The organism is Curvibacter lanceolatus ATCC 14669, from assembly GCF_000381265.1.
Lineage (GTDB): Bacteria > Pseudomonadota > Gammaproteobacteria > Burkholderiales > Burkholderiaceae_C > Curvibacter > Curvibacter lanceolatus.
In genome coordinates this window covers 65,975-88,209 of the sequence record NZ_KB906260.1, presented here as the reverse complement: position 1 = coordinate 88,209, position 22,235 = coordinate 65,975, and the positions used below count along the sequence as shown (strand labels likewise).

The window sequence follows — 22,235 nt, the reverse complement described above, 5'->3', positions numbered from 1 at the left end:
TCAGGTAACGCGATGAACGCATGGTCTAGGACGGTTGTCTTTTGCGGGTTGAGCCTGTTGGGGGGCTTGGCCCAAGCCGCGCTCGACATTGGGGAGACTGCGCCGGAGTTTACGGCAAAGGTTGCGCTGGCCGGCAACGTGCAGAGCTATTCCCTGCACGAGGAATTGAGCCGGGGCCCGGTGGTGCTGTATTTCTTTCCGTCGGCTTTTTCGGTGGGTTGCTCCATTGAGGCCCATGAATTTGCCCAGGCGCTGGACGACTACAAGGCCTTGGGTGCGTCGGTGGTGGGTGTGTCCCGCGACGACCTTGAGACGCAGAAGAAGTTCTCGGTGCAGGAATGTCGGGGCAAATTCCCGGTGGCGTCGGACGCTGATCAGTCGATCATGAAGGCCTATGACGCGGTGCTGCATTTCCGGCCCGACTATGCGAACCGGGTGTCCTACGTGATCGCCCCCAATGGCAAGATCATCTACCAGTACACCAGCCTCAACCCCATGAAGCATGTCAGCAACACGCTGACGGCTTTGCGCAACTGGGCCAAGACGGGCATGGTTCAGCAGCCCTGATGCCCCGGGCCTGGCCCGCCGCTGCGCCCAGACGGCAGGCCAGGCTTCCCAGGGCGGGATCGATCAGAGGCGTTCGAAGATGGCTGCAATGCCTTGGCCGCCGCCAATGCACATGGTCACCAGTGCATAGCGGCCCTGGATGCGCTGCAACTCGTACAGGGCCTTCACGGTGATCACCGCGCCGGTGGCGCCGATCGGGTGGCCCAGCGAGATGCCCGAGCCATTCGGGTTGACCTTGGCCGGGTCCAGGCCCAGGTCGCGGGTCACGGCGCAGGCCTGGGCGGCAAAGGCCTCGTTGGCCTCGATCACGTCCAGGTCGTTCACCGTCAGGCCGGCTTTCTTGAGGGCCAACTGCGTGGCCGGCACCGGGCCGATGCCCATGTACTTGGGGTCGACGCCGGCATGGGCATAAGCCACCAGGCGCGCCAGGGGTTGCAGGCCACGGGCCTTGGCGGCGCCGGCTTCCATCAGCACCACGGCGGCGGCGGCGTCATTGATGCCCGAGGCGTTGCCGGCGGTGACGGTGCCGTTTTCCTTGATGAACACCGGCTTGAGCTTGTCCATGTCGGCCAGCGTGGCGCCTGGGCGGAAGTGCTCGTCGGTGTCGTAGGCCACCTCGCCTTTGCGGCTTTTCAGCATCACCGGGGTGATCTGGTCCTTGAAGTAGCCCGCCGCCGTGGCGCGTTCGGCGCGGTTGTGGCTTTCCACGGCCAGGGCGTCCTGGTCGGCGCGGGTGATGCCCCATTTGGCAGCGATGTTTTCGGCCGTCACACCCATGTGGATGTTGTGGAAGGGGTCGTGCAAGGCGCCGATCATCATGTCGATCAGCTTGGTGTCGCCCATGCGGGCGCCAAAGCGGGTGGCCAGGCTGGCGTAGGGCGCGCGGCTCATGTTCTCGGCACCGCCGCCGATGGCGATGTCGGTGTCGCCCAGCAGAATCGCCTGGCTGGCCGAAATGATGGCCTGCAGGCCCGAGCCGCACAGGCGGTTCACGTTGAAGGCCGGCGTGCCCTCGGCACAACCGCCGTCGATCGCGGCCACGCGCGACAGGTACATGTCGCGCGGCTCGGTGTTCACCACATGGCCGAACACCACATGGCCCACGTCGGCCCCGTCGACCTGGGCGCGCTTGAGCGACTCGCGCACCACCTGGGCGCCCAGGGCGGTGGGGGGAATGTCCTTCAGGCTTCCGCCAAAGGTACCAATGGCGGTGCGCACACCGCTGACGACGACGACTTCACGGGACATGTTGACTCCTAGGGTTGAGATTGAATTCTTAATTACAGATCCAGACTGTCGATCTTAGCCGCTGCCGCAGGGCACCCGTCATGGGGCCTGTCACGGGTGCGGCGGAGGGCCTCCGACAGGTCAATAGATTGTTAAGTTGGTTACACTCGCTCCCGTTTCAGGTGCCTGCCGTAGTTCTCGACGCGCGGGTTAAACGGGAAGCCGGTGACGTTGATGCCATCAACCATTCCGGCGCAGCCCCCGCTGCTGTGAGCCAGACGACGCCGGATGACGCCACTGTGCATGAACTTGCATGGGAAGGCCCGGGGAAGGATGAAGGCGAGCCAGAAGACCGGCCTGATCCAAGAGTCAGTTCAAAGTCTCCCACGGGTCGTGCGAGACATTGAGCTGGCTCTCATCGTGGTGCCAGTCCTCGGGGTGAGGGAAGGGTTCTGTCGGACACCCTTCGGGGCCCCTGGGCATGCCTGTGCCTGGGCGCCCGTGCGCGGGTGCCCGTGGGCTTTTCCGGTTCGTCTTGGCGCGGTGCCGCCTCTGCAGTCCCACCGGAGATGCCTTTGTTTTCATGTCTCGGCCCTGTTTTTGCCGGCCACATTCAACCCACCCGCCGCGCCTGGCGGTTCGGCCCCTTGCTGGGCTGCCTTGCCACTCCCGCAGTGATGGCCCAGCCCGCCATGCCGCAGTTGTCCGAGATCCGTGTGTCGGCGGGCGAGGCCACCGCAGCAGGCGAGTCTGACAGCGCCAGCGAGGGCCGCGTCACGGCGCAGCGACTGGCCCGGCGCCCCTTGCTGCGCCCGGCGGACTTGATGGAATCGGTGCCCGGCCTGGTGGTCACCCAGCATTCGGGCGATGGCAAGGCCAACCAGTACTTTCTGCGCGGCTTCAACCTCGACCATGGCAGCGACTTTGCCACCCACCTCATGGGCATGCCGATCAACATGGTGTCGCATGCCCATGGCCAGGGCTATATGGATCTGAACTTCCTGATCCCTGAGCTGGTCAGCAGCCTGCACTACCGCAAAGGCGTGTACCACGCGCAAGACGCCGACTTTGCCGTGGCGGGCAGTGCCCGCATCGACTATGTGCGGCAGTTGCCAGCGCCTTTCATCGACCTGAGCCTGGGGCCCAAGGGTTACCGGCGCAGCCTCGTGGCGGACAGCCGCATCATGGACGACAAGCAGCTCCTGATGGCCCTGGAGCTGACGCACAACAACGGCCCCTGGCAGCAGCCCGAACGCCTGGGCAAGCAAAACGCGGTGCTCAAGCTGTCGTCGGGCACCGCAGCGCGCGGCTATTCGATCAGCGCTCTGGTGTACCAGGCCGATTGGCAGGCCACCGAGCATGTGCCCGAGCGGGCCATCGTGTCGGGCGAGATCGGGCGCTACGGCGTGCTGTCGCCGGGTGACGGCGGGCGCACCCACCGCTACAGCCTGTCGGCCGAATGGGCCGACAGCGGCGCCACCAGCGCCAGCCGGGCGCAGGCCTATGTGGTTGACTACGGGCTGAACCTGTTTTCGGCGCCATCGGGCTTTGTGAACGGTCTTGCGGGTGACCAGCATGAGCAGGCTGACCAGCGTGTGCTGTGGGGCGGGGGCTGGCAGCACAGCTGGTTTCTGGGCGAGGGCGCCGGGGCCACCGAGCTGACGCTGGGCACGCTGCTGCGGCAGGACCGCATCAGCAACGTGGGCCTGTTCAGCACCGTGAACCGCCAGCGCACCGAGGTGCTGCGCCAGGACCGCATCACCGAGACCGCTGTCGGCTTTTCGCTGGAGGCCCGCACCAGCTGGCAGCCCTGGCTGCGCAGCAGCCTGGGCCTGCGGCAGGACCACCTGCAGGCCCGGGTCACACCGCTGGCGGGGGCCTTCAATGCGGACAATGGCGGCAGCACGTCGGCCCGCCAGCTCAGCCCGCGTCTAGGCCTGGTGCTGGGGCCGTTCCCGGCTTTGGGCGGCACCGAATTCTTTGTCAACGCGGGCCAGGGCTTTCACAGCAACGACGCCCGTGGGGCCACCACCCGCACCAGCCCGCAGGACGGCAGCGCCGTCAGCCCGGTGCCCCTGCTGGTCAAGGCCCGCGGCCATGAAATCGGCCTGCGCACCCAGCCGCTGCCGGGCTGGCAGACCCGCCTCAGCCTCTGGCAGATGCAACTGGCCTCTGAGTTGGTGTTTGTCGGTGACGAGGGCGTCACCGAGCCCCGGGGCGCCTCGCGGCGCTGGGGGCTGGAGTGGGCGCAGGACGTGCAACTGGCGCCCGGTCTGGCGTGGGATGGCAACCTGGCCTGGTCACGGGCGCGCTTTGTGCATGCGGTCAACGGCGGCAGCCATGTGCCCAATGCCGTGCCGCTGACGGCGTCGATGGGTTTGAACTGGGATCAGGGCGGGCCCTGGTTGGGTGGGCTGCGTCTGCGCTACCTGGGAGCCTACGACCTGGAGGAGACCGGGCAGCAGCGGTCGCGCGGCTATTGGCTGGGCAGCCTGAAGCTGGGTTACCGATTCCAGACCGGATCGAGCCGGTGGCAGGCCAGCCTGGATGTGTTCAACCTGTTCGACCGGCGCGCCAACGACATCGAATACTGGGGCGGGGCCTGCACCCAGCGCGAGGCGCTGGGCGGCACCGGGGGGTGCGGCAGTGGCTCGGCCATCGATGGGCGCCTGATCCACCCCCTGGAGCCGCGCACCCTGCGCCTGGGGCTGCGGCTGAGCTTCTGAGGCGGCCGTTCAGGCGTCGCGCACGTCGGCCACGGGCTGGCTGCCGAAGTCGGGCCGTTGCAGGTAGGCCAGCAGGCGCGCGGCGGCCTCTTGCGGCGACGTCAGCTGGCCCTTGTCCTTGAGCGCGGCAAAGTTGCCTTGATCGGGGAAGGCCTCGGCCGGCGCGCTGCGCAACTGCACCTGCATGTCGGTGTCGATCACGCCGGGGGCCAGCGAGCAGACCTTGGCGCCGTTGGGTTTCTGGGCCTCGTCCAGCGCCAGGCAGCGCGTGAAGTGGTCCATGCCGGCCTTGGCGGCGCAGTAGGGCGCCTGCGAGGCCATGGCCCGCCGGCCCAGGCCCGAGGAGATGTTCAGCACCTGGCGCGGCAGTGCCCAGCCGGCGGTGCCGTTCAAAAAGGCCGCGCACAGCAGCATGGGCGCTTCCAGCCCCACGCGCAGCGCGGCGGCCACCAGCTCGGGGCTGCTGTCCGACAACGGGGCAATGGGCGGGATCACCCCCGCGTTGTTGATCAGCACGGCCCGTTGGTAGGCCGCCGGGTCCTGGGTGCGCAGCCACAGGCCCAGTTCGTGCGCGGCCCCGGTGCTGTCGGCCAGGTCGAACGACCAGGCCAGCAGGCGCGCCCCCCGGGCCTCGGCCAGGGCGGGCAGGTCGGGGTGCGGGCTGCGCTGCAGGGTCAGCAAGGTGTTGCCCGCTTGCAGCAGTTGCTCAGCCAAGGCCAAGCCCATGCCGCGCGAGGCGCCGGTGAGGATGTACAAGGAGGTGGTCATGGCGTCATGCTAGCGCCAAGCGCCCGGCGGTGTTGACAGGGTTGTTCCGAACCAACACATGCCCATGGCGAGCAACTCAGGTGCCGACGTCCACTTCCAGCGCATGGCCCACCTGGTAGAAGTGACCTCCCGCCACATAGTGCAGGCTGCGCAGCTCGTCCGGGGCTTCTTCGAAACGCCAGTGCCCGTCGCGGAACACGCGCTCATCGGCCCAGGCGGCCAGTACCTCGGCCAGAAACAGGTCGTGCGGGCCGGCCACGGCGGCGCTGGTGGGCAGCACGCGGCATTCGAGCCAGCCGATGCAGCCCTGCACCAGCGCGGCCTGCACCCGGCTGGCGGGTTCCAGCTGAATGCCGCTGCGGGCCAGCTTGTCAGGTTGATCGCGACCGCTTTCGCGCCCCAGGCGCAAGGTGGCCTGGGCCATGGCGGCCGGCGGGATGTTGAGCACGAACTCGCCCGAGGCGTCGACCAGCTCGCGCGTCAGCGTGGCCTTGTCGATCACCACCGCCACCTTGGGCGGCTCGAAGTCCAGGGGCATGGACCACGCCGCAGACATCACGTTGTGGCGCCCGGCATGGGCGCTGGACACCAGCACGGTGGGCCCATGGTTGAGCAAGCGGGTGGCTTTGGCGAGGTCGACGGCAAGGCGGGTCATGGGGCGGCTCAGAAGGGAACGGGGCTCTCGATGAACAGCGGCGCGCCACTGTCCGGGTGGGGCAGTCGGATCTGGGTGGCGTGCAGCAGCAGGCGGGTGGCGCGCGGTGTGGCGATGGGGCCGCCGTACAGGCGGTCGCCCAGCATGGGGTGGCCCAGGGCCTGCAGGTGCACGCGCAACTGGTGCGAGCGCCCGGTGAAGGGCTCCAGCAGCACGCGCGAGGTGTTGGCGGCCTGGTCGACGGACAGCAGATGCCAGTGGGTCTGGCTGGGCCGGCCGGTGGCAGCGTCCACGATGTGCAGGGGGCGGTTGACCCAGTCCAGGGCGATGGGCAGGTCGATCAGGCCCCAGTCGCTGGCAGGCGCAGTGAGGCAGCCTTGCACCACGGCCACGTAGCGCTTGTCGACCTCGCGTTGCTCGAAGCTGCGGTTGATGCGGCGCTGCGCCTCGGCGCCGCGGGCCATCACGATGATGCCGGAGGTGTCCAGATCAAGCCGGTGCACCACGCGGGCCTCGGGAAACAGGGCCTGCACCCGGGCCGACAGGCAATCCTGCTTGTCCTCGCCCTTGCCGGGCACCGAGTGCATGCCGGCGGGCTTGTCGAAGGCCAGCACGCTGGCATCTTCGTACAGGCAGGTGATGGGGCCGGCCGGGGTGTTCAGCACGCGGGCTGCCTGGGTGTTGCCCTGGCCCAGGTACAGGGTGCTGGGCGCGACCACCACCGGGGGCACCGGCCGGGCTGCGGCCGCTTGAGCGGCGCGTTCGCGGCGGGCGGCACGGCCGGTCAGGGCTGGCCGGGGTTCAGGCGCGGGGTTGCTCCGGGCCGGTGTGGCGGGCAGAGGGACGGGCTGAGGGGCGGGGGAGTGCAGGCTGCCGTCGGCAGCACGAACGTGAAAGGTCGGCATGGGGGTTCAGGGGCGGGGCTGGTTTCAGAACGGCAACTGTTCTCAGCTCAGCAGGCGCTGCACGGTGGCGCACAGCTCTTCGACATCGTTGGGTTTGTGGATCAGGGCGCGGGCGCCTTCGGCCAGCGCGCTGCGCTCGATCTCGGCGGTCACATAGCCCGAGGCCAGGGCCACCGGCAGGTCGGGGCGGATGCCGCGCACCTCGCGCAGCAGGTCCACGCCCGAGTAGCCCGGCATGTTGTAGTCGGTCACCAGCAGGTCGCAGGCCTGCGGGTCGGCGCGCAGGGCGGCGGCTGCCTCCTGGGGATCGGTGTAGGTGCTGACGCGGTAGCCGCGGCGACGTAGCAGGCGCTCCACCAGAAACACCAGGGCGGTGTCGTCATCGACGTACATGACGCGGTGGCCTTGGCCTTCGGGGGCCGGGGCGGCTTCCTTGACCCCAGGGGCCGGGCTGGCGGGCGGGGCGCTCGGTGCCGTGGCTGCACCGCCGTGCGTCTCGTGAAATGGGTTGACGGCCTGGGCCCCGCGCAGGGCCGGAAAGTACAGCGAAAAGGTGCTGCCCTGGCCGGGTTTGCTTTGCACGTCCACCGCGCCGTCGTGGGTGCGCATCACGCCGTGCACCACGGCCAGGCCCAGGCCCGTGCCTTGTCCCACGGGCTTGGTGGTGAAGAAGGGCTCGAAGATGCGCTGCAGGGTGGCCGCGTCCATGCCCTGGCCGCTGTCATGCACGCTCAGGCACAGGTAGGGGCCGGGGGGCAGGCGCAGGCGCTCGCGCAAGCGGGCATCGGGCATCAGCGGGGTCAGCCGGATGGTCACCCGGCCCGGGCCGGGCTCCATGGCGTGGATGGCGTTGGTGCACAGGTTGAGCAGGGCCTGCTCAACCTGGGTGGCATCGGCCAGCACCCGCGGGGTGTGGGGCGCCAGGTCCAGGTGCAGGGTGATGCCCGGTGGTAGCGTGACGTGCAGCAGGCGCTCGGTTTCGTGCACCACCTCTTCCAGCGCCAGGGGGCTGCGCCGTGGCGCCTCGTTGCGGCTGAAGGTCAGGATCTGGCGCACCAGCTCACGGGCGCGGCGGCCGGCCTTGTCGATCTCGTTGAGGCTGATCAGGGCCGGCGATTCGGCAGCCAGGTCGCCCCGGGCCAGTTCGACGTTGCCCAGGATGGCGCCCAGGATGTTGTTGAAATCGTGCGCGATGCCGCCGGCCATGGTGCCCACGGCCTGCATCTTCTGCGATTCGCGCAGCTGCACCTCGAGCTCGGCCCGGTGCGCCTCGGCGCGCTTGCGGGCGGTCAGGTCGCGCGCGAACACGGTGATGGTCTCGCCTTCGGCATGGCGCTCCACCGAGACGCTGACCTCGACCGACAGCTCCTTGCCACTGGCGGTGCGGGCCGTCAGGTCGCCTAGCAAGGCCTGGCTGGCGGTCTGGGTGAAGGCCAGGGCCTCGCTGGCGTTGGGCAGAAAGCGCTCCAGCGGGCTGCCCAGGGCGTCGCTGGCGGGGCACTGGAACAGGGCCGCGGCCGTGGGGTTGAACACGGTGATGCGCTGGTCCTTGTCCACGCACACGATGGCGTCCAGCGCCGAGTTGATGATGGCCTCCAGGCGCCGTTCGCTGGCGTGCAGCTGTTCATTGCGCTCCTGCAGCGCGGCGGCGCTCTCCTGCAGGGCACGGCGCTCGGCCAGCAGCGGGCCCTGGTCGATCACGGCGCAGATGTACTGCACCAGGGGCTGCGCGCCGTCCTGGTGGGTTTCGAGCCGGCGCACGTGCAGATCGCCGGTCAGTTGGCCGCTGTCACCGATGGCGAACACCACCTCGGTGGCCTCGCCCTGGCCTTCGCTTTGCGCCTGGGCCAGGGCCTGCTGCACCTTGCCGACATGGGCCTCGCTCACAAAAGGCATCAGCGACACCAGGGGGCGGTCGGCTTCGGTGGGCTGGAAGCGCCGGTGCGCCATCGAGTTGGCCTGGGCCACGATGTCGTGCTCGTCGATCACCATCAGCGGCAGGGGCACGCTGGAGAACAGGGTCTCGAAACGCTCCGAGGCACTCTCCGCATTGGCCTGGCTGTAGCGCAGGATCTCGTTCTGGCTTTGCAGCTCGGCCACGAGCCGGCGCAGCACCTCGGCGCCGTCGGTCGGCAAGGGCCGCGCCGGGTCGGTCATATCCTGGGAGTAAAAGGCGGGAGAAGTCATGGGCGGTCGAAACTGAGGCCCAAGTGTAATGACTGGCGGCTGAGGCGGTGGAGTGCATTCATGTCTGTGGCGGCGTGAGTGCTCTATATACTTCCGATGGATCGGAGGTTTATATGTCCGCGTCACTCTTCATTCCCAGCGCAGAGGCCGCTTTCATCGCGGACCTGTCGGATCGGCAGATGCACCGGGTGGTGGATGAACGTTTGCTGCCGGACAGCGTTTTTCAACAGCGAGGCAGCACCCGCCTGTTCACCCGACTGGGGGCCGGGTTCGCCAAGTTCTATTTCGCGACCGAGGATCTGCTGATGGCAAGGGCTCGGCGGCAGGTGCTGGACGAACTCAGTGCTCGCATCGATCATTTGCCGATGAAAGACGCACTGCTGACCTTGATGCAACTGGATGCCATCAGTTGGAAGGTGGAGCGCAGTTTTGTGGAGGTCGACGTGTTGCCTTTTCTTGAGCAAGCCCTGCAGCGCGTGAAGCAGGTGGAGCAGGCTGATGCGCTGGTGGTCACGGACCCGGAGATCCTGGGGGGAACCCCGGTCTTTGCCGGAACCCGTGTACCCAGTGAGGTGGTGCTGGGCTCGCTGGCGGCGGGTATCGGGCTGGATCGACTTCAGGACTCCTACCCTTTTCTGACCGAAGCCCACATCGAATCGGCCCAGGTTTTCGCACTCGTGCACCCCAGAAGAGGTCGACCGCGCCGCCTGGCCGATCTGAGCCCCGCGCTTGAACCACGCATCATGCGGGTCGTGCGGCACGCCGCAGGCGCATGACGATACGCTTCCTGATCGACGAGTGTCTGTCGCCTGAGCTGGTTCAACGCGCTGTTCAGGCGGGGTATCCCGAGTCCAGCTGCGTGCGAGACCGCGGACTCACCGGCACCAAGGATTGGAAGCTCATAGAGCACGTGGTGGCGGGTGACTGGACGCTGGTGACGCACAACGCCATCGACTTTCGTGGAGGCGGTCCAGACCGCCTGGCAGGGGAGCACGCCAAGCAGCCCATCCATGCGGGCCTGGTGTGCCTGGGCTCAGTGCACCCCCTCGACCTCTTGCGACAGCATGCACTGTTCCAGATGGCCCTGAATCAGGTGGCCGAACTGGAAGACCTGGTCAACACGGCGCTGGAGGTCTTCGAGAACGAAGATGGCTCCGTCGACATGTTGATCTACGACATACCCGACCCGACTTGAGCCGGCGCTGGTCTGATAAAGCCCTGGGCCTCAGGCCGCGTACTCGCTCACCGGCACGCAGCAGCAGAACAGGTTGCGATCGCCCCACACGTTGTCCACCCGGCCCGCGGCGGACCCGTACCTGGTGGGTGGGGCTGCGGAGTGCCAGGTCGGTTGCTGACTGACACGCCAAGGGAATCGGACTCGCGTTGCGCTCGACACCAAGAGGCCCGCCAGATGGGGTGGCGATGCCCTTGTGGATCAAGGCAGGGTTCTCGCCGGCGGATCATCGATTTTGATACTCCCGCCTTGATTGCCTATGATCTCAGCGGTTGGCCTTTACAAAGGGTGTCCATGCGACCGTCAGTTGCGCTTGAATTGAAACGATGCGAAGTGCGGGAAGCCGTAGGCCGCTATCGCGTTGAGAACCCCCGCGTGTTCGGCTCGGTGTTGCATGGCAGTGATCAAGACAGCAGCGACCTTGATATCTTGGTCGATGCGTTGCCGGGGGTCACGTTGCTGGACTTGGGCGATTTGCAGGAAGAGCTGAAATCACTGCTCGGTGTGACCGTCGATTTGCTGACGCCGGGCGATTTGCCCTCCAAGTTTCGTGACGATGTCCTGGCTGAGGCGCAGCCGGTATGACCCGGAATCGCCTGCCTGATTGCTTGGAACACATTCAACAGGCCGCCGCTGATGCCTGCAGCTTCTTGAGGGGGATGGGCAAAGACGAATTTCAGGCCGACAAGCGCACCCAAATGGCGGTCATCATGTGTTTGATCGTCATTGGCGAAGCGGCCACCAACGTCATCGATTCGTACCCTGCGTTCACTGAGCAGCACCCGGCTGTGCCATGGCGCAGCATGCGCAATATGCGCAACCGCATGGCGCACGGCTACTTTGAAATCAACCTTGACATCGTCTGGGAGACGGTACAGGCATGGTTGCCAGCCTTGCTCGAGCAGTTGCCCGGGGTGCGCCAGGATGCCGAGGGCTGAAGAGGCCCCCGGCCCGGCGCCGCAGACGCCAGCGCGCGATGCCCTGCAGGAACAGGGCGCATCGTTTACTGAGCGTACTCGCTCACCGGCACGCAGCTGCAGAACAGGTTGCGATCACCCCACACGTTGTCCACCCGACCCACGGGGGACCAGTACTTGGTCTGGCGCAGGCTGGCCACCGGGTAGGCGGCCACCTCGCGGGAGTAGGGGTGGGTCCAGTCGGCGCCCATCAGGCTGGCGGCGGTGTGGGGGGCGTTCTTCAGCGGGTTGTCGTCCTGGGGCCAGATGCCGGCCTCGATCTGACGGATCTCTTCACGGATGGCGATCATGGCGTCGATGAAGCGGTCCAGCTCGTCGCGGGTCTCGCTCTCGGTGGGCTCGACCATCAGGGTGCCGGGCACCGGGAAGCTCAGCGTGGGGGCGTGGAAGCCGTAGTCGATCAGGCGCTTGGCCACGTCTTCGGCGGCCACGCCGGTGGCGTCCTTCAGGGGACGCAGGTCCAGGATGCACTCGTGCGCCACATGGCCGTTCTCGCTGGCGTACAGCGTGGGGTAGTGGTTCTTGAGGCGGGCGCTGATGTAGTTGGCCGACAGGATGGCGGCCTCGGTGGCCGCCTGCAGGCCCTCGGCGCCCATCATGCGGCAGTACATCCAGCTGATGGGCAGCACGGCGGCGTTGCCCAGCGGGGCAGCGCTGATGGCGCCCACGCCATTGACCGGCAGGCCCGCGGTGGCATGACCGGGCAGGAAGGGCACCAGGTCTTCGACCACGCAGACCGGGCCGACACCGGGGCCGCCACCGCCGTGCGGGATGCAGAAGGTCTTGTGCAGGTTCAGGTGGCTCACGTCGCCGCCGAATTCGCCAGGGGCGGCCACGCCGACCAGCGCGTTCATGTTGGCGCCGTCCACATAGACGCGGCCACCGTGCTGGTGCACCAGGGCGCAAAGCTCTTTGACGCTGGTCTCGAACACGCCGTGGGTGCTGGGGTAGGTGATCATCACGGCGGCCAGGCGGTCGCTGTACTGCTCGCACTTGGCGCGCAGGTCGGCCAGGTCGACGTTGCCGTTGGCGTCGCAGGCGGTCACCACCACCTGCAGGCCCACCATTTGGGCGCTGGCCGGGTTGGTGCCATGGGCCGAGGAGGGGATCAGGCAGATATTGCGGTGGCTGTCACCGCGCGAGGCGTGCCAGGCCTTGATGACCAGCAGGCCGGCGTACTCGCCCTGGCTGCCGGCATTGGGCTGCAGGCTGATGCCGGCGTAGCCGGTGGCCTGGCACAGCCACTGGCGCAGCTGCTCGTCCAGCTCTTTGTAGCCTTGCAGTTGGTCGGCCGGGGCAAAGGGGTGCAGGTTGGCAAACTCGGGCCAGGTGATGGGGATCATCTCGCTGGTGGCATTGAGCTTCATGGTGCAGCTGCCCAGCGGGATCATGCTGCGGTCCAGAGCCAGGTCCTTGTCGGCCAGGCGGCGCAGGTAGCGCAGCATGCTGGTTTCGCTGTGGTGGGTGTTGAACACCGGGTGCGTCAGGTAGGGGCTGCTGCGGCGCAGTTCGGCCGGGATCAGCGGCTCGATGCCTTTTTCGAAGGCGCCCATCGAGGGCAGGGCCTGGCCCGCCGTGGCAAAGAAGGCCCACAGGTCTTCGATGTGCTCGCGGGTGCTGGTCTCGTCGAGCGAGATGCTGAGCGTGCCGCCTGCCGACAGGCGTAGGTTCACGCCTGCGGCCAGGGCCTTGGCCAGGATGGCCTGGGCTTGTGCGCCGGCAGCGACACTCACCGTGTCAAAAGCGCCGCTGTGCTGGATCGTGTGGCCCAGCTGCTGCAGGCCGGCGGCCAGAATGGCTGTGTAGGCCGCGATGCGGCTGGCAATGCGCTTGAGGCCGGCGGGGCCGTGGTAGACGGCGTACATGCTGGCCACCACCGCAGGCAGCACCTGCGCGGTGCAGATGTTGGACGTGGCTTTTTCGCGGCGGATGTGCTGCTCGCGCGTCTGCAGGGCCAGGCGGTAGGCCGGCTGGCCGTGGCTGTCGACGCTGACACCCACCAGGCGGCCGGGCATGGAGCGCTTGAACTCATCGCGGCAGGCCATGAAGGCCGCATGCGGGCCGCCGGCGCCCATGGGCATGCCAAAGCGCTGGGTGCTGCCGATCACGATGTCGGCATCCCATTCGCCTGGAGGGGTGAGCAGGGTCAGGGCCAGCAGGTCGGCCGCCACGATGAAGGCTGCCTGCTTGGCGTGCACCGTGGCCACGTCGGCCCGGAAGTCACGCAGTTCACCAAACGTGCCGGGGTACTGCGCCACGGCGGCAAAGTAGTCGCGCTCGGCCAGGGCGGTGGTCCATTCGTCGGCTGTGTGGGCCACGATCACGTCGAAGCCCAACGGTGCGGCGCGGGTCTGGATCACCTCGATGCTCTGCGGGTGGCAGTCGCCGGCCACCACGATGGCGCTGGCCTTGGACTTGACCGAGCGCTTGGCCAGGGTCATGGCCTCGGCGGCGGCGGTGGCCTCGTCGAGCATGGAGGCATTGGCCATGGGCATGGCGGTCAGGTCGCACACCAGGGTCTGGAAGTTGACCAGCGCCTCCATGCGGCCTTGTGAGATTTCGGCCTGGTACGGCGTGTAGGCGGTGTACCAGGCGGGGTTTTCCAGGATGTTGCGCAGGATCACACCGGGCGTGTGGGTACCGTAGTAGCCCTGGCCGATGTGGCTGCGCAAAATTCTGTTCTTGGATGCCATCGCCTTCAACTCGGCCAGGGCGTCTGCTTCCGTCACGGGGGCGGGCAGGTCCATGGCCGTGCCGCGCGCAATGCTGCGCGGCACGATGCCTTCGATGAGGGCCCGGCGCGAGGCGGCGCCCACGGTGCTCAGCATGTGGGCTTCGTCTTCGGGGCCGATGCCGATGTGGCGGGCCCGGAATTCGGCCGGGTTCTCAAGTTCAGCGAGGGGAAGGGCGGATTGCATCAGCATGGGAAAACTCGGGGTGAGGCGCCTGGGCTCAGGCGTTCTTGGTGAAGTCGGAGTAGGTGGTCTCGTCCATCAGGCCATCGAGCTGGGCCGGGTTGGACAGCTTGACCTTGAAGAACCAGCCGCTGGCCAGCGGATCGCTGTTGGCCAGCGAGGGGTCGTCGCGCAAGGCTTCGTTGACTTCGACGATCTCGCCGTCCACCGGCATGTAGACGTCGGCCGCGGCCTTCACCGACTCGACCACACCGGCCACGTCGCCCGCGGCAAAGGTCTTGCCGACCTCGGGCAGGTCGACGAAGACCACGTCACCCAGCGCATCTTGCGCATGGACGGTGATGCCGACCACGGCGGCGTTGCTGTCGGCGGCGTTGATCCACTCGTGCTCTTTGGAAAATTTGACGCTCATGATTTCTCCTGAAATAGGTGTGTTGCTTGTGAGGCTGGATGCAAATCAGCCCCGGTAGTATCGGTTGGGAACGAAGGGCATGGCAGCAACTTGCATGGCCACCGGCTTGCCGCGCACGATGGCGTTCAGCCGGGTGCCCAGGGCGGCCTGGTCGGCGCGCACATAGGCCATGGCCACGGGCTGGTTGATGCTGGGGCCCAGCAGGCCGCTGCTGACCTCGCCGACGCGCTCGCCGGTCAGGGTCTGCAGCTCGGTGTGTTCGCGCACCGGCACCCGCTCCAGGGCCACCAGGCCCACGCGCTTGCGGGTCAGCACGCCGGCCGTGCCTTGCAGGTCGGCCAGTTGGGCCAGCACCTTGGCTGCGCCCGGGAAGCCGCCCTCGCGCTCGCCACCGGCACGGCGCACCTGCTGGAGGGCCCAGGTCAGGCCGGCCTCGACCGGGGTTGTGGTGGTGTCCAGGTCGTTGCCGTACAGGCACAGGCCGGCTTCCAGGCGCAGCGAATTGCGTGCGCCCAGGCCGATGGGCTTGACCTCGGGCTGGGCCAGCAGGGTGCGCGCCAGGGCCTCGGCCTGGGCCGCGGGCACCGAGATCTCGAAGCCGTCTTCACCGGTGTAGCCGCTGCGGGTCACATAGCAGTCGATGCCGGCGATGCTGAAGGCGCCACCGGTCATGAACACCAGCTGGGCCACGCCAGGGGCCAGGCGGCTCAGGGCCGTCACGGCCTGCGGGCCCTGCAGGGCCAGCAGGGCCTGCTCGGGCAGGGGGATCACCTGGCAGCGCTGGCCGATGCGGGCCTGGATGTGGGCGATGTCGGCCACCTTGCAGGCGCCGTTCACGATCACGAACAGGTCGTCGCCCCGGTTCACGAACATCAGGTCGTCCAGAATGCCGCCCTCGTCATTGAGCAGCAGGCCGTAGCGCTGCTTGCCCACGCCCAGGCCGATCACATCGACCGGCATCAGGCTTTCGAAGGCGGCGGCCGCATCGGGCCCGACCAGGCGCAACTGGCCCATGTGCGACACATCGAACAGCCCGGCGGCGCTGCGGGTGTGCAGGTGCTCGGCCATCAGGCCGGCCGGGTACTGCACCGGCATTGAGTAGCCGGCAAAAGGCACCATGCGGGCACCGAGTTCAAGGTGCAGGGCGTTCAGGGGGGTGGTCAGCAGAGCGGAATCGGTCACGGTCAAGCCTTTGGCAGAGGGGGCACGGCACGCGCAGCCACAACGGCTGCTGCGCAGGGGCCCCGGCTGTCCGCTTTACCTGAGAGATTCACCCGGCGATGCGGGCTTGCTCCTTCGGTGGGCCGCCCCATGCTCAGATGGTGCAGCCTCTCTCCAGCTGGGAAACGTCTGTTGCCAGACGGGTGTCAGTCCTTCTGCCTGAGCGTTAGGGCGATGCACCGGTCGGTGGGCTTCGCTTTCGCCTTCGGCGGCCCGATTCGGGATCGGGCTCTCTCCTGACGGGAGGCAGTATAACGTGGCCGCCCAGGCCTGGGGCCGATTATTTGAAACCGAGCGCGTGCGGCAGCCAGCTGCTCAGCGCCGGCACAAAGGTGATCAGCACCAGCACCACGCCATGGGCCCACAGAAAGGGCATCAGCTCGCGCGTCAGTTCGGACAAGGGCACCTTGGACACGTTCGAGGTCACGAACAGCAAGCCCCCCACCGGCGGCGTGATCATGCCCAGGGTCAGGTTGTAAATCACGATCATGGCGAACTGGATCGGGTCCACGCCCAGCTTCAGGGCCACCGGTGCCAGGATGGGCACCAGCACCATCACGCCGGGCAGCGGCTCGATGAAGATGCCGAACACCAGCAGGAACACGTTCACCACGATCAGGAACATCCAGGGCGACAGGTTCATGCCGATCAGCCAGTCGGCCATCAACTGGGGCAGGCCCTCGATGGTCAGCAGCCAGGCAAACGAGCCCGACAGGCCGATGATGATCAGCACCGAGGCCGTCAGCAGCGACGAATAGGCCAGGATGTTGGGCACGGCCGACCATTTCAGGGTGCGGTACACGTACTTGCCGCAGAACAGCGCATAGAACACCGCCACCACCGAGGCCTCGGTGGGCGTGAACCAGCCGGCGCGCATGCCGCCCAGGATCAGGATGGGCAGCATCAGGGCGGGCAGGGCCTTCCAGGTGTTGACCAGGATCTCCTTGAGCGGGGGCAACTGGCCGGCGCCCTTGTAGTTGCGCTTCTTCGAGACATGCCAGTTGACGATGCACATGGCCACGGCAATCAGGATGCCCGGCAGGATGCCGGCCACGAACAGGGCGCCCACCGACACGCTCTCGTCTTGCAGGGCATAGACGATCATGGTGATCGAGGGCGGGATGATGGGGCCCACGATGGCGGTCGAGGCCGTCAGGGCGGCGGCGTACGACTTGTCGTAACCGGCCTTGTCCATCATGCGGATCAGCATCGAGCCGGGGCCGGCCGCATCGGCCAGGGCCGAGCCCGAGATGCCCGAGAAGAAGGTGAGCGACACCACGTTGGTGTAGCCCAGGCCGCCGCGCTTGTGGCCCACGAACTGGCCGGCAAACTTGAGCAGCACCTCGGTCAGGGAGCCGCCGCTCATCAGTTCGGCGGCCAGGATGAAGAAGGGCACGGCCATCAGTGGAAAGCTGTCGACGCCGGTGAAGGTTTCCTTCAGCAGCACCAGCAGGGGGTAGCTGTCGGTCAGCACCAGGGCCGTGGCGGTGGCCAGGCCCAGGGCAAAGGCCACGGGCACACCGATGGCCAGGTACACGCAGGCCGCGATGATGAGAACAAGACTGGGGTTCATGGGAAAGGCCTTGCGGGGTCAGATGGAAGCGCTGGCCGTGGCATCGAACTGCGCATCGGTGGCGAACTTGCGGTCGGTGATGTAGTGGCGCAGCACCAGCAGGAAGTGGATGCACAGCAGCAGCCCACCGACGGGAATGGCCATGTAGATGTAGCCGAAGGGGATCTGGGTGGCCGCCGTCATCTGGAACATGGCGCGCTGGGTGTATTGCCAGCCGATCCAGGTCATCATCACGAAGAAAGCCATCAGCAGGAGGGCCACCAGCACGCGGATGGCCTGGCCCACCGGGCGAGGGAAGGCGTCCTGCAGGTTCTCGACCGCGATGTGGCCGCCGTAGCGCATCACCATGCCCGAGCCGATGAAGGTCAGCCAGATCATCATGTGGCGGGCCACCTCTTCGGCCCATTCGATCGAGGCATTCGTCAGGTAGCGCAGGGCCACGTTGGCAAAGATGATGACCGACATGGCCGCCAGCAGCACGATCAGGGCCCAGCGGTTGGTGGCCACAAAGTAGCGTTCAAAGGTGTTCATGGGGATTCAGCGCGGTGCGCCCGGGGCGGGAGGGGGCGCGCCGCCACAGCGGCGGCGCGGGGGCCGGCCCGGCAGCCGCAAGGGGCACCGGGCCGGCAGGGCGGCGCTCAGCGCACGTCCTGGATCTTCTTGATGTTGTCGGCGCCAAATTCCTTGGCGTAGCTCACGTAGGCGGGCTTGAGGGCGTCGCGGAAGGCCGCGCTGTCGACCTTGCGGGTCACGGTCATGCCGTCCTTTTCCAACTGGGCAATGCCGTTGTTCTCGTCATCGTTGACCTTCTTGCGCTGGGCCACGGCGCCTTTCTTGGCCGCTTCCTGGAACACCTTCTTGTCGGCGTCGCTGAGCTTGCTCCAGACACGCTGGGACACCAGCAGCAGGGCGGGCGAGTACACGTGGCCGGTCAGCGACAGGTGCTTTTGCACCTGGGAGAACTTGGACGACAGGATCACCGGGATCGGGTTTTCCTGGCCGTCGACCGTGCCTTGCTGCAGGGCGCCGAAGAGTTCGGGGAAGGCCATGGGTGTGGGCAGGATGCCGAAGGTCTTGTAACCCTCCATGTGCACCTTGTTCTCCATGGTGCGCATCTTCAGGCCGGCGGCATCGCTGGGCTTGACGATGTCGCGCTTGTTGTTGGTCATGTGGCGGAAGCCGTTTTCCGTCCAGGCCAGGGCGATCAGGCCCTTGGAGGGGAATTTGCTCAGCAGGTCCTGACCGATCGGGCCGTCCATCACCTTGCGGGCGTGGTCGTAGTCGCGGAACAGGAAGGGGATGTCGACGATCTTCACCTCGGGCACAAAGTTGCCCACCGGGCCGGTCGAGGTGTTGACCAGGTCCTGGGTGCCCAGTTGCACGGCCTCGATCATCTCGCGCTCGCCGCCCAGGGCGGAGCTGGGGAACTGCTGGCACTTGTAACGGCCTTGGGTGCCTTTTTCGATCTCGTCGCAGAACACCGTGGAGCCGACACCGTAATGAGAGTCCTTGGTGGTGGCATAGCCGATCTTCAGCGTGGTGGTCTGTGCGAAGGCGGCGCCTGTGAGGCCGGCGGCCAGCATCATGGACAGGGCGGTGCGTGAAAGGGTCATCTTGTCTCCTTGCTTGTGCTTGTTTCGGTTGCGAGTCAAAGTAAATTTGTCATACAACTTTTTCATTATGCGGGGCAGGGACGAACGGCTGAATCCGGGTTTTCGCTAGCTTTGGCGGTGCGGCAACGCGGGCCGGTCATTCAGGTGACTGCGGACATGAAAAAGCGCCCACGAGGGGCGCTTGAACAGAGGCTGCCGGCGGTGTTACATGCCCGAGTAGTTCGGGCCGCCGCCGCCTTCGGGGGTCACCCAGACGATGTTCTGGGTCGGGTCCTTGATGTCGCAGGTCTTGCAGTGCACGCAGTTCTGGGCGTTGATCTGCAGGCGGTCGCTGTTGTCGTCGTTCTTGACGAACTCGTACACGCCGGCCGGGCAGTAGCGGGCCTCGGGGCCTGCGTACTTGGCCAGGTTCACGTTCACCGGCACCGAGGCGTCTTTCAGCGTCAGGTGGGCCGGCTGGTTTTCGGCATGGTTGGTGTTGCTGATGAACACGCTGGACAGGCGGTCGAACGTCAGCTTGCCATCGGGCTTGGGGTAGTTGATCGGCTGGCACTCGGCGGCCGGCTTCAGGTAGGCGTGGTCGGGCTTGTTGCGGCGCAGAGTCCAGGGGATGTGGCCGCGCAGCACGAACTGCTCGAAACCGTTCATCAGGGTTGCCGTGGTCAGACCGTACTTGAACCAGTTCTTGAAGTTGCGGTCCTTGTTCAGTTCGGTGTGCAGCCAGCTGCGCTCGAAGGCCTCGGGGTAGGCCGCCAGTTCATCGTGCTGGCGCCCGGCGACCACCGCGTCATAGGCGGCCTCGGCGGCCAACATGCCGGTCTTGATGGCAGCGTGGCTGCCCTTGATGCGGCCGACGTTGAGGTAGCCTGCATTGCAGCCGACCAGAGCGCCGCCTGGGAACACCGTCTTCGGCAGGGCGTTGATACCGCTGGCATTGATGGCGCGCGCGCCATAGGACAGGCGCTTGGCGGTGATTTCACCCTTGTCGTTTTCAAAGTAGTAGCGAACGTTCGGATGGGTCTTCCAGCGTTGCAGCTCTTCGAAGGGGCTGAGATAGGGGTTGGCGTAACCCAGGCCAGTGACAAAGCCGAGTGCAACCTTGTTGCCTTCCAGGTGGTACAGGAAGGCGCCGCCGTAGGTGTCGGACTCCATGGGCCAGCCGGCGGTGTGCATCACAAAGCCCGGCTTGTGGCGGGCCGGGTCGATCTCCCACAGCTCCTTGATGCCGATGCCGAAGCTCTGCGGGTCACGGCCTTCGTCGAGCTTGAAGCGCGCGATCAGCTGTTTGCCCAGGTGGCCGCGCGCGCCCTCGGCGAACACGGTGTACTTGGCATGCAGTTCCATGCCCAGCTGGAAGTCGCCCGTGGGCTCGCCTTCCTTGTTGATGCCCATGTTGCCCGTGGCCACGCCTTTGACCGAGCCGTCCTCGTTGTAGAGCACCTCTGCCGCACTGAAGCCGGGGAAAATTTCCACGCCCAGGGCTTCGGCCTGCTCACCCAGCCACTTGGTGACGGCGCCCAGGCTGACGATGTAGTTGCCATGGTTGTGGGCAAAAGGAGGCAACAGGAAGTTGGGCACGCGAAAACCCGACTTCTCGCCGAGGAAAACATAGGCATCGTCGGTCACCGGCTGGTTCAGCGGGGCGCCGTCGGCCTTCCAGTTGGGCAGCAGCTCGGTCAGGGCCTTGGGGTCCATGATGGCGCCCGACAGGATGTGCGCGCCGGGTTCGGAGCCTTTTTCCAGCACCACCACCGACACGTCCGTGCCTTTTTCGGCGGCCAGTTGCTTGAGCCGGATCGCGGTGGCCAGGCCGCCCGGGCCGCCCCCCACGACGACGACGTCGTATTCCATGGCCTCTCGCGGGCCGTATTGGGACAGGATTTCTTCGTTGGTCATGGGGCGTCTCGCTGGATAATGATTTGGGTTCGGTGACTCAGTTGTAACCGGCTGCGCGGCATTTTATTCGCAGCAGGGTTGAATTAGAACGGTCGTTCGTTTTTTTGTCCTTGTGGAGACACTGTAAATGGCTTTCAGCATCGATTTGTCGGGCCGCGTGGCCTTTGTCACCGGCGCCTCCAGTGGGCTCGGTGCCCAGTTTGCCCGCACGCTGGCCCGTGCCGGCGCCGCCGTGGTGCTGGCCAGCCGCCGGGTCGAGAAGCTCAAGGAGCTGCGCGCCCACATCGAGGGCGAGGGCGGCTGCGCCCATGTGCTGCCCCTGGACGTGACCGATCTGGACAGCATCCGCGCCGCGGTGGCGCACGCCGAGACCGAGGTGGGGTCCATCGACATCCTGGTCAACAACTCGGGCGTCAGCACCACCCAGCGCATCCAGGACGTGGGCGAAGACGACTTCGACTTCATCTTCGACACCAACGTCAAGGGCTCCTTCTTCGTGGCGCAAGAGGTGGGCAAGCGCATGCTGGCGCGTGCCCGCGGCGCCGCGCCCGGCACCTACACCGGTGGGCGCATCATCAACATCGCCTCGATGGCGGGCCTGAAGGTGCTGCCCCAGATCGGCGCCTACTGCATGAGCAAGGCCGCCGTGGTGCAGATGACCAAGGCCATGGCCCTGGAGTGGGGCCGTTTCGGCATCAATGTGAACGCCATTTGCCCCGGCTACATCGACACCGAGATCAACCACCACCACTGGCAGACCGAACAGGGGCAGAAGCTGGTCAACATGCTGCCGCGCAAGCGCGTGGGCAAGCCCGAAGACCTGGACGCCCTGCTGGTGATGCTGGCCAGCGATCAAAGCCATTTCGTCAACGGCGCGATCATCGCGGCCGACGACGGCTTTGCCGTCTGAGGGGCGGCGCTGTGCGGATCGAGATTCCCGAGCGCAAGCGCCTGGTCCATGAGATGCGCATCCCCATCCGATGGGGCGACATGGACGCCATGGGCCACGTCAACAACACCAGCTATTTCCGCTACCTCGAAACCCTGCGCATCGACTGGATGCAGGCCATTGGCTGCCCGCCCGCGCCGCAGGGCGAGGGCCCGGTGATCGTCAACGCCTTCTGCAACTTCTACCGCCAGTTGGAATACCCGGGCGAGGTGCTGGCGCGCATGTACGTGAGCGACCCGGCCCGCACCACCTTCGAGACCTGGGCCACGCTGGCGCGGGTGGACCAGCCCGACGTGGTCTGTGCGGCCGGCGGGGCCACCACGATCTGGGTGGATTTCCCGAAGCAGAAAGCGGTGCCTCTGCCCGACTGGATGCGCGCCCACGTGGCCGACTGAGCCTGGCCGGGGGTA

Annotated in this window: 20 protein-coding genes and 3 riboswitches; of the genes, 8 read left to right on the top strand and 12 right to left on the bottom strand. The window is 66.7% G+C overall.

Annotation, left to right across the window (positions count from 1 at the left end):
* Positions 1 to 12: 12 nt before the first annotated feature.
* A complete protein-coding gene (locus F624_RS0115495; RefSeq protein ID WP_031255169.1) occupies positions 13 to 567 on the top strand; it encodes a peroxiredoxin in 555 nt (184 codons plus the stop codon).
* Positions 568 to 630: 63 nt separating this feature from the next.
* Here F624_RS0115495 and bktB read toward each other — a convergent pair whose 3' ends face one another.
* A complete protein-coding gene (gene bktB, locus F624_RS0115490) occupies positions 631 to 1,815 on the bottom strand; it encodes a beta-ketothiolase BktB (RefSeq protein WP_019575237.1) in 1,185 nt (394 codons plus the stop codon).
* A 142-nt stretch (positions 1,816 to 1,957) separates the two neighbouring features.
* Positions 1,958 to 2,169: riboswitch (cobalamin riboswitch) on the top strand.
* A gap of 200 nt (positions 2,170 to 2,369) precedes the next feature.
* Between bktB and F624_RS0115485 the strand changes: the two genes are divergently transcribed.
* Positions 2,370 to 4,520 carry a TonB-dependent receptor gene (locus tag F624_RS0115485; protein WP_245573644.1) on the top strand — a complete coding sequence of 717 codons (2,151 nt, stop codon included), beginning with the start codon at positions 2,370 to 2,372 and terminating at the stop codon, positions 4,518 to 4,520.
* A 9-nt stretch (positions 4,521 to 4,529) separates the two neighbouring features.
* Here F624_RS0115485 and F624_RS0115480 read toward each other — a convergent pair whose 3' ends face one another.
* The 4 genes from F624_RS0115480 to F624_RS0115465 form a co-directional block, all read right to left on the bottom strand.
* Positions 4,530 to 5,288, bottom strand: a complete 759-nt coding sequence (locus F624_RS0115480) for an SDR family NAD(P)-dependent oxidoreductase (protein ID WP_019575235.1) — start codon at positions 5,286 to 5,288, stop codon at positions 4,530 to 4,532.
* 76 nt (positions 5,289 to 5,364) lie between these two features.
* Entirely contained in the window at positions 5,365 to 5,943 is a 579-nt protein-coding gene (locus F624_RS0115475; protein WP_019575234.1) for a flavin reductase family protein, read from the bottom strand.
* Between the two features lie 8 nt (positions 5,944 to 5,951).
* On the bottom strand, positions 5,952 to 6,848 hold the full coding sequence (locus tag F624_RS35820) for a pseudouridine synthase (protein WP_019575233.1): 897 nt from the start codon (positions 6,846 to 6,848) through the stop codon (positions 5,952 to 5,954).
* A 42-nt stretch (positions 6,849 to 6,890) separates the two neighbouring features.
* On the bottom strand, positions 6,891 to 9,005 hold the full coding sequence (locus tag F624_RS0115465; protein ID WP_019575232.1) for a PAS domain-containing hybrid sensor histidine kinase/response regulator: 2,115 nt from the start codon (positions 9,003 to 9,005) through the stop codon (positions 6,891 to 6,893).
* 143 nt (positions 9,006 to 9,148) lie between these two features.
* Between F624_RS0115465 and F624_RS0115460 the strand changes: the two genes are divergently transcribed.
* From F624_RS0115460 to F624_RS0115445, 4 genes are all read left to right on the top strand, one after another.
* Entirely contained in the window at positions 9,149 to 9,811 is a 663-nt protein-coding gene (locus F624_RS0115460; RefSeq protein ID WP_019575231.1) for a DUF433 domain-containing protein, read from the top strand.
* Positions 9,808 to 10,230 carry a DUF5615 family PIN-like protein gene (locus tag F624_RS0115455; protein WP_019575230.1) on the top strand — a complete coding sequence of 141 codons (423 nt, stop codon included), beginning with the start codon at positions 9,808 to 9,810 and terminating at the stop codon, positions 10,228 to 10,230. Before F624_RS0115460 ends, F624_RS0115455 begins: the two co-directional genes overlap by 4 nt.
* Positions 10,231 to 10,563: 333 nt before the next feature.
* On the top strand, positions 10,564 to 10,854 hold the full coding sequence (locus F624_RS0115450) for a nucleotidyltransferase family protein (RefSeq protein WP_031255167.1): 291 nt from the start codon (positions 10,564 to 10,566) through the stop codon (positions 10,852 to 10,854).
* Positions 10,851 to 11,207, top strand: coding sequence for a HepT-like ribonuclease domain-containing protein (locus tag F624_RS0115445; protein WP_031255166.1), 357 nt, complete (start codon positions 10,851 to 10,853; stop codon positions 11,205 to 11,207). The genes F624_RS0115450 and F624_RS0115445 overlap by 4 nt, the downstream gene beginning before the upstream one ends.
* Before the next feature lie 65 nt (positions 11,208 to 11,272).
* Here F624_RS0115445 and gcvP read toward each other — a convergent pair whose 3' ends face one another.
* From gcvP to F624_RS0115410, 7 genes are all read right to left on the bottom strand, one after another.
* Positions 11,273 to 14,170, bottom strand: coding sequence for an aminomethyl-transferring glycine dehydrogenase (gene gcvP / locus F624_RS0115440; protein ID WP_019575227.1), 2,898 nt, complete (start codon positions 14,168 to 14,170; stop codon positions 11,273 to 11,275).
* Positions 14,171 to 14,198: 28 nt separating this feature from the next.
* Positions 14,199 to 14,573 carry a glycine cleavage system protein GcvH gene (gene gcvH, locus F624_RS0115435; protein ID WP_019575226.1) on the bottom strand — a complete coding sequence of 125 codons (375 nt, stop codon included), beginning with the start codon at positions 14,571 to 14,573 and terminating at the stop codon, positions 14,199 to 14,201.
* 45 nt (positions 14,574 to 14,618) lie between these two features.
* Positions 14,619 to 15,761, bottom strand: coding sequence for a glycine cleavage system aminomethyltransferase GcvT (gene gcvT / locus F624_RS0115430; RefSeq protein ID WP_019575225.1), 1,143 nt, complete (start codon positions 15,759 to 15,761; stop codon positions 14,619 to 14,621).
* Positions 15,762 to 15,811: 50 nt separating this feature from the next.
* A riboswitch (glycine riboswitch) is annotated at positions 15,812 to 15,922 on the bottom strand.
* Between the two features lie 9 nt (positions 15,923 to 15,931).
* A riboswitch (glycine riboswitch) is annotated at positions 15,932 to 16,043 on the bottom strand.
* 31 nt (positions 16,044 to 16,074) lie between these two features.
* Positions 16,075 to 17,367, bottom strand: a complete 1,293-nt coding sequence (locus F624_RS0115425; RefSeq protein ID WP_019575224.1) for a TRAP transporter large permease — start codon at positions 17,365 to 17,367, stop codon at positions 16,075 to 16,077.
* 18 nt (positions 17,368 to 17,385) lie between these two features.
* On the bottom strand, positions 17,386 to 17,898 hold the full coding sequence (locus tag F624_RS0115420; protein WP_019575223.1) for a TRAP transporter small permease: 513 nt from the start codon (positions 17,896 to 17,898) through the stop codon (positions 17,386 to 17,388).
* 107 nt (positions 17,899 to 18,005) lie between these two features.
* On the bottom strand, positions 18,006 to 18,980 hold the full coding sequence (locus F624_RS0115415; RefSeq protein ID WP_031255165.1) for a TRAP transporter substrate-binding protein: 975 nt from the start codon (positions 18,978 to 18,980) through the stop codon (positions 18,006 to 18,008).
* 204 nt (positions 18,981 to 19,184) lie between these two features.
* On the bottom strand, positions 19,185 to 20,876 hold the full coding sequence (locus tag F624_RS0115410; RefSeq protein WP_019575221.1) for an electron transfer flavoprotein-ubiquinone oxidoreductase: 1,692 nt from the start codon (positions 20,874 to 20,876) through the stop codon (positions 19,185 to 19,187).
* A 127-nt stretch (positions 20,877 to 21,003) separates the two neighbouring features.
* Between F624_RS0115410 and F624_RS0115405 the strand changes: the two genes are divergently transcribed.
* Both F624_RS0115405 and F624_RS0115400 read left to right on the top strand, forming a co-directional pair.
* Positions 21,004 to 21,786 (top strand): SDR family oxidoreductase, encoded by a 783-nt coding sequence (locus tag F624_RS0115405; protein ID WP_019575220.1) that lies wholly within the window; start codon positions 21,004 to 21,006, stop codon positions 21,784 to 21,786.
* An 11-nt stretch (positions 21,787 to 21,797) separates the two neighbouring features.
* Positions 21,798 to 22,220 (top strand): acyl-CoA thioesterase, encoded by a 423-nt coding sequence (locus F624_RS0115400; protein ID WP_019575219.1) that lies wholly within the window; start codon positions 21,798 to 21,800, stop codon positions 22,218 to 22,220.
* Positions 22,221 to 22,235: the final 15 nt, after the last annotated feature.

Coding starts and splice junctions, on each gene's coding strand:
- F624_RS0115410 (WP_019575221.1), bottom strand. CDS start 20,876: ATGACCAACGAAGAAATCCTGTCCCAATACGGCCCGCGAGAGGCCATG.
- bktB (WP_019575237.1), bottom strand. CDS start 1,815: ATGTCCCGTGAAGTCGTCGTCGTCAGCGGTGTGCGCACCGCCATTGGT.
- gcvH (WP_019575226.1), bottom strand. CDS start 14,573: ATGAGCGTCAAATTTTCCAAAGAGCACGAGTGGATCAACGCCGCCGAC.
- F624_RS0115425 (WP_019575224.1), bottom strand. CDS start 17,367: ATGAACCCCAGTCTTGTTCTCATCATCGCGGCCTGCGTGTACCTGGCC.
- F624_RS35820 (WP_019575233.1), bottom strand. CDS start 6,848: ATGCCGACCTTTCACGTTCGTGCTGCCGACGGCAGCCTGCACTCCCCC.
- F624_RS0115465 (WP_019575232.1), bottom strand. CDS start 9,005: ATGACCGACCCGGCGCGGCCCTTGCCGACCGACGGCGCCGAGGTGCTG.
- F624_RS0115420 (WP_019575223.1), bottom strand. CDS start 17,898: ATGAACACCTTTGAACGCTACTTTGTGGCCACCAACCGCTGGGCCCTG.
- gcvP (WP_019575227.1), bottom strand. CDS start 14,170: ATGCTGATGCAATCCGCCCTTCCCCTCGCTGAACTTGAGAACCCGGCC.
- F624_RS0115415 (WP_031255165.1), bottom strand. CDS start 18,980: ATGACCCTTTCACGCACCGCCCTGTCCATGATGCTGGCCGCCGGCCTC.
- F624_RS0115405 (WP_019575220.1), top strand. CDS start 21,004: ATGGCTTTCAGCATCGATTTGTCGGGCCGCGTGGCCTTTGTCACCGGC.
- F624_RS0115495 (WP_031255169.1), top strand. CDS start 13: ATGAACGCATGGTCTAGGACGGTTGTCTTTTGCGGGTTGAGCCTGTTG.
- F624_RS0115455 (WP_019575230.1), top strand. CDS start 9,808: ATGACGATACGCTTCCTGATCGACGAGTGTCTGTCGCCTGAGCTGGTT.
- F624_RS0115445 (WP_031255166.1), top strand. CDS start 10,851: ATGACCCGGAATCGCCTGCCTGATTGCTTGGAACACATTCAACAGGCC.
- F624_RS0115480 (WP_019575235.1), bottom strand. CDS start 5,288: ATGACCACCTCCTTGTACATCCTCACCGGCGCCTCGCGCGGCATGGGC.
- F624_RS0115475 (WP_019575234.1), bottom strand. CDS start 5,943: ATGACCCGCCTTGCCGTCGACCTCGCCAAAGCCACCCGCTTGCTCAAC.
- F624_RS0115460 (WP_019575231.1), top strand. CDS start 9,149: ATGTCCGCGTCACTCTTCATTCCCAGCGCAGAGGCCGCTTTCATCGCG.
- F624_RS0115450 (WP_031255167.1), top strand. CDS start 10,564: ATGCGACCGTCAGTTGCGCTTGAATTGAAACGATGCGAAGTGCGGGAA.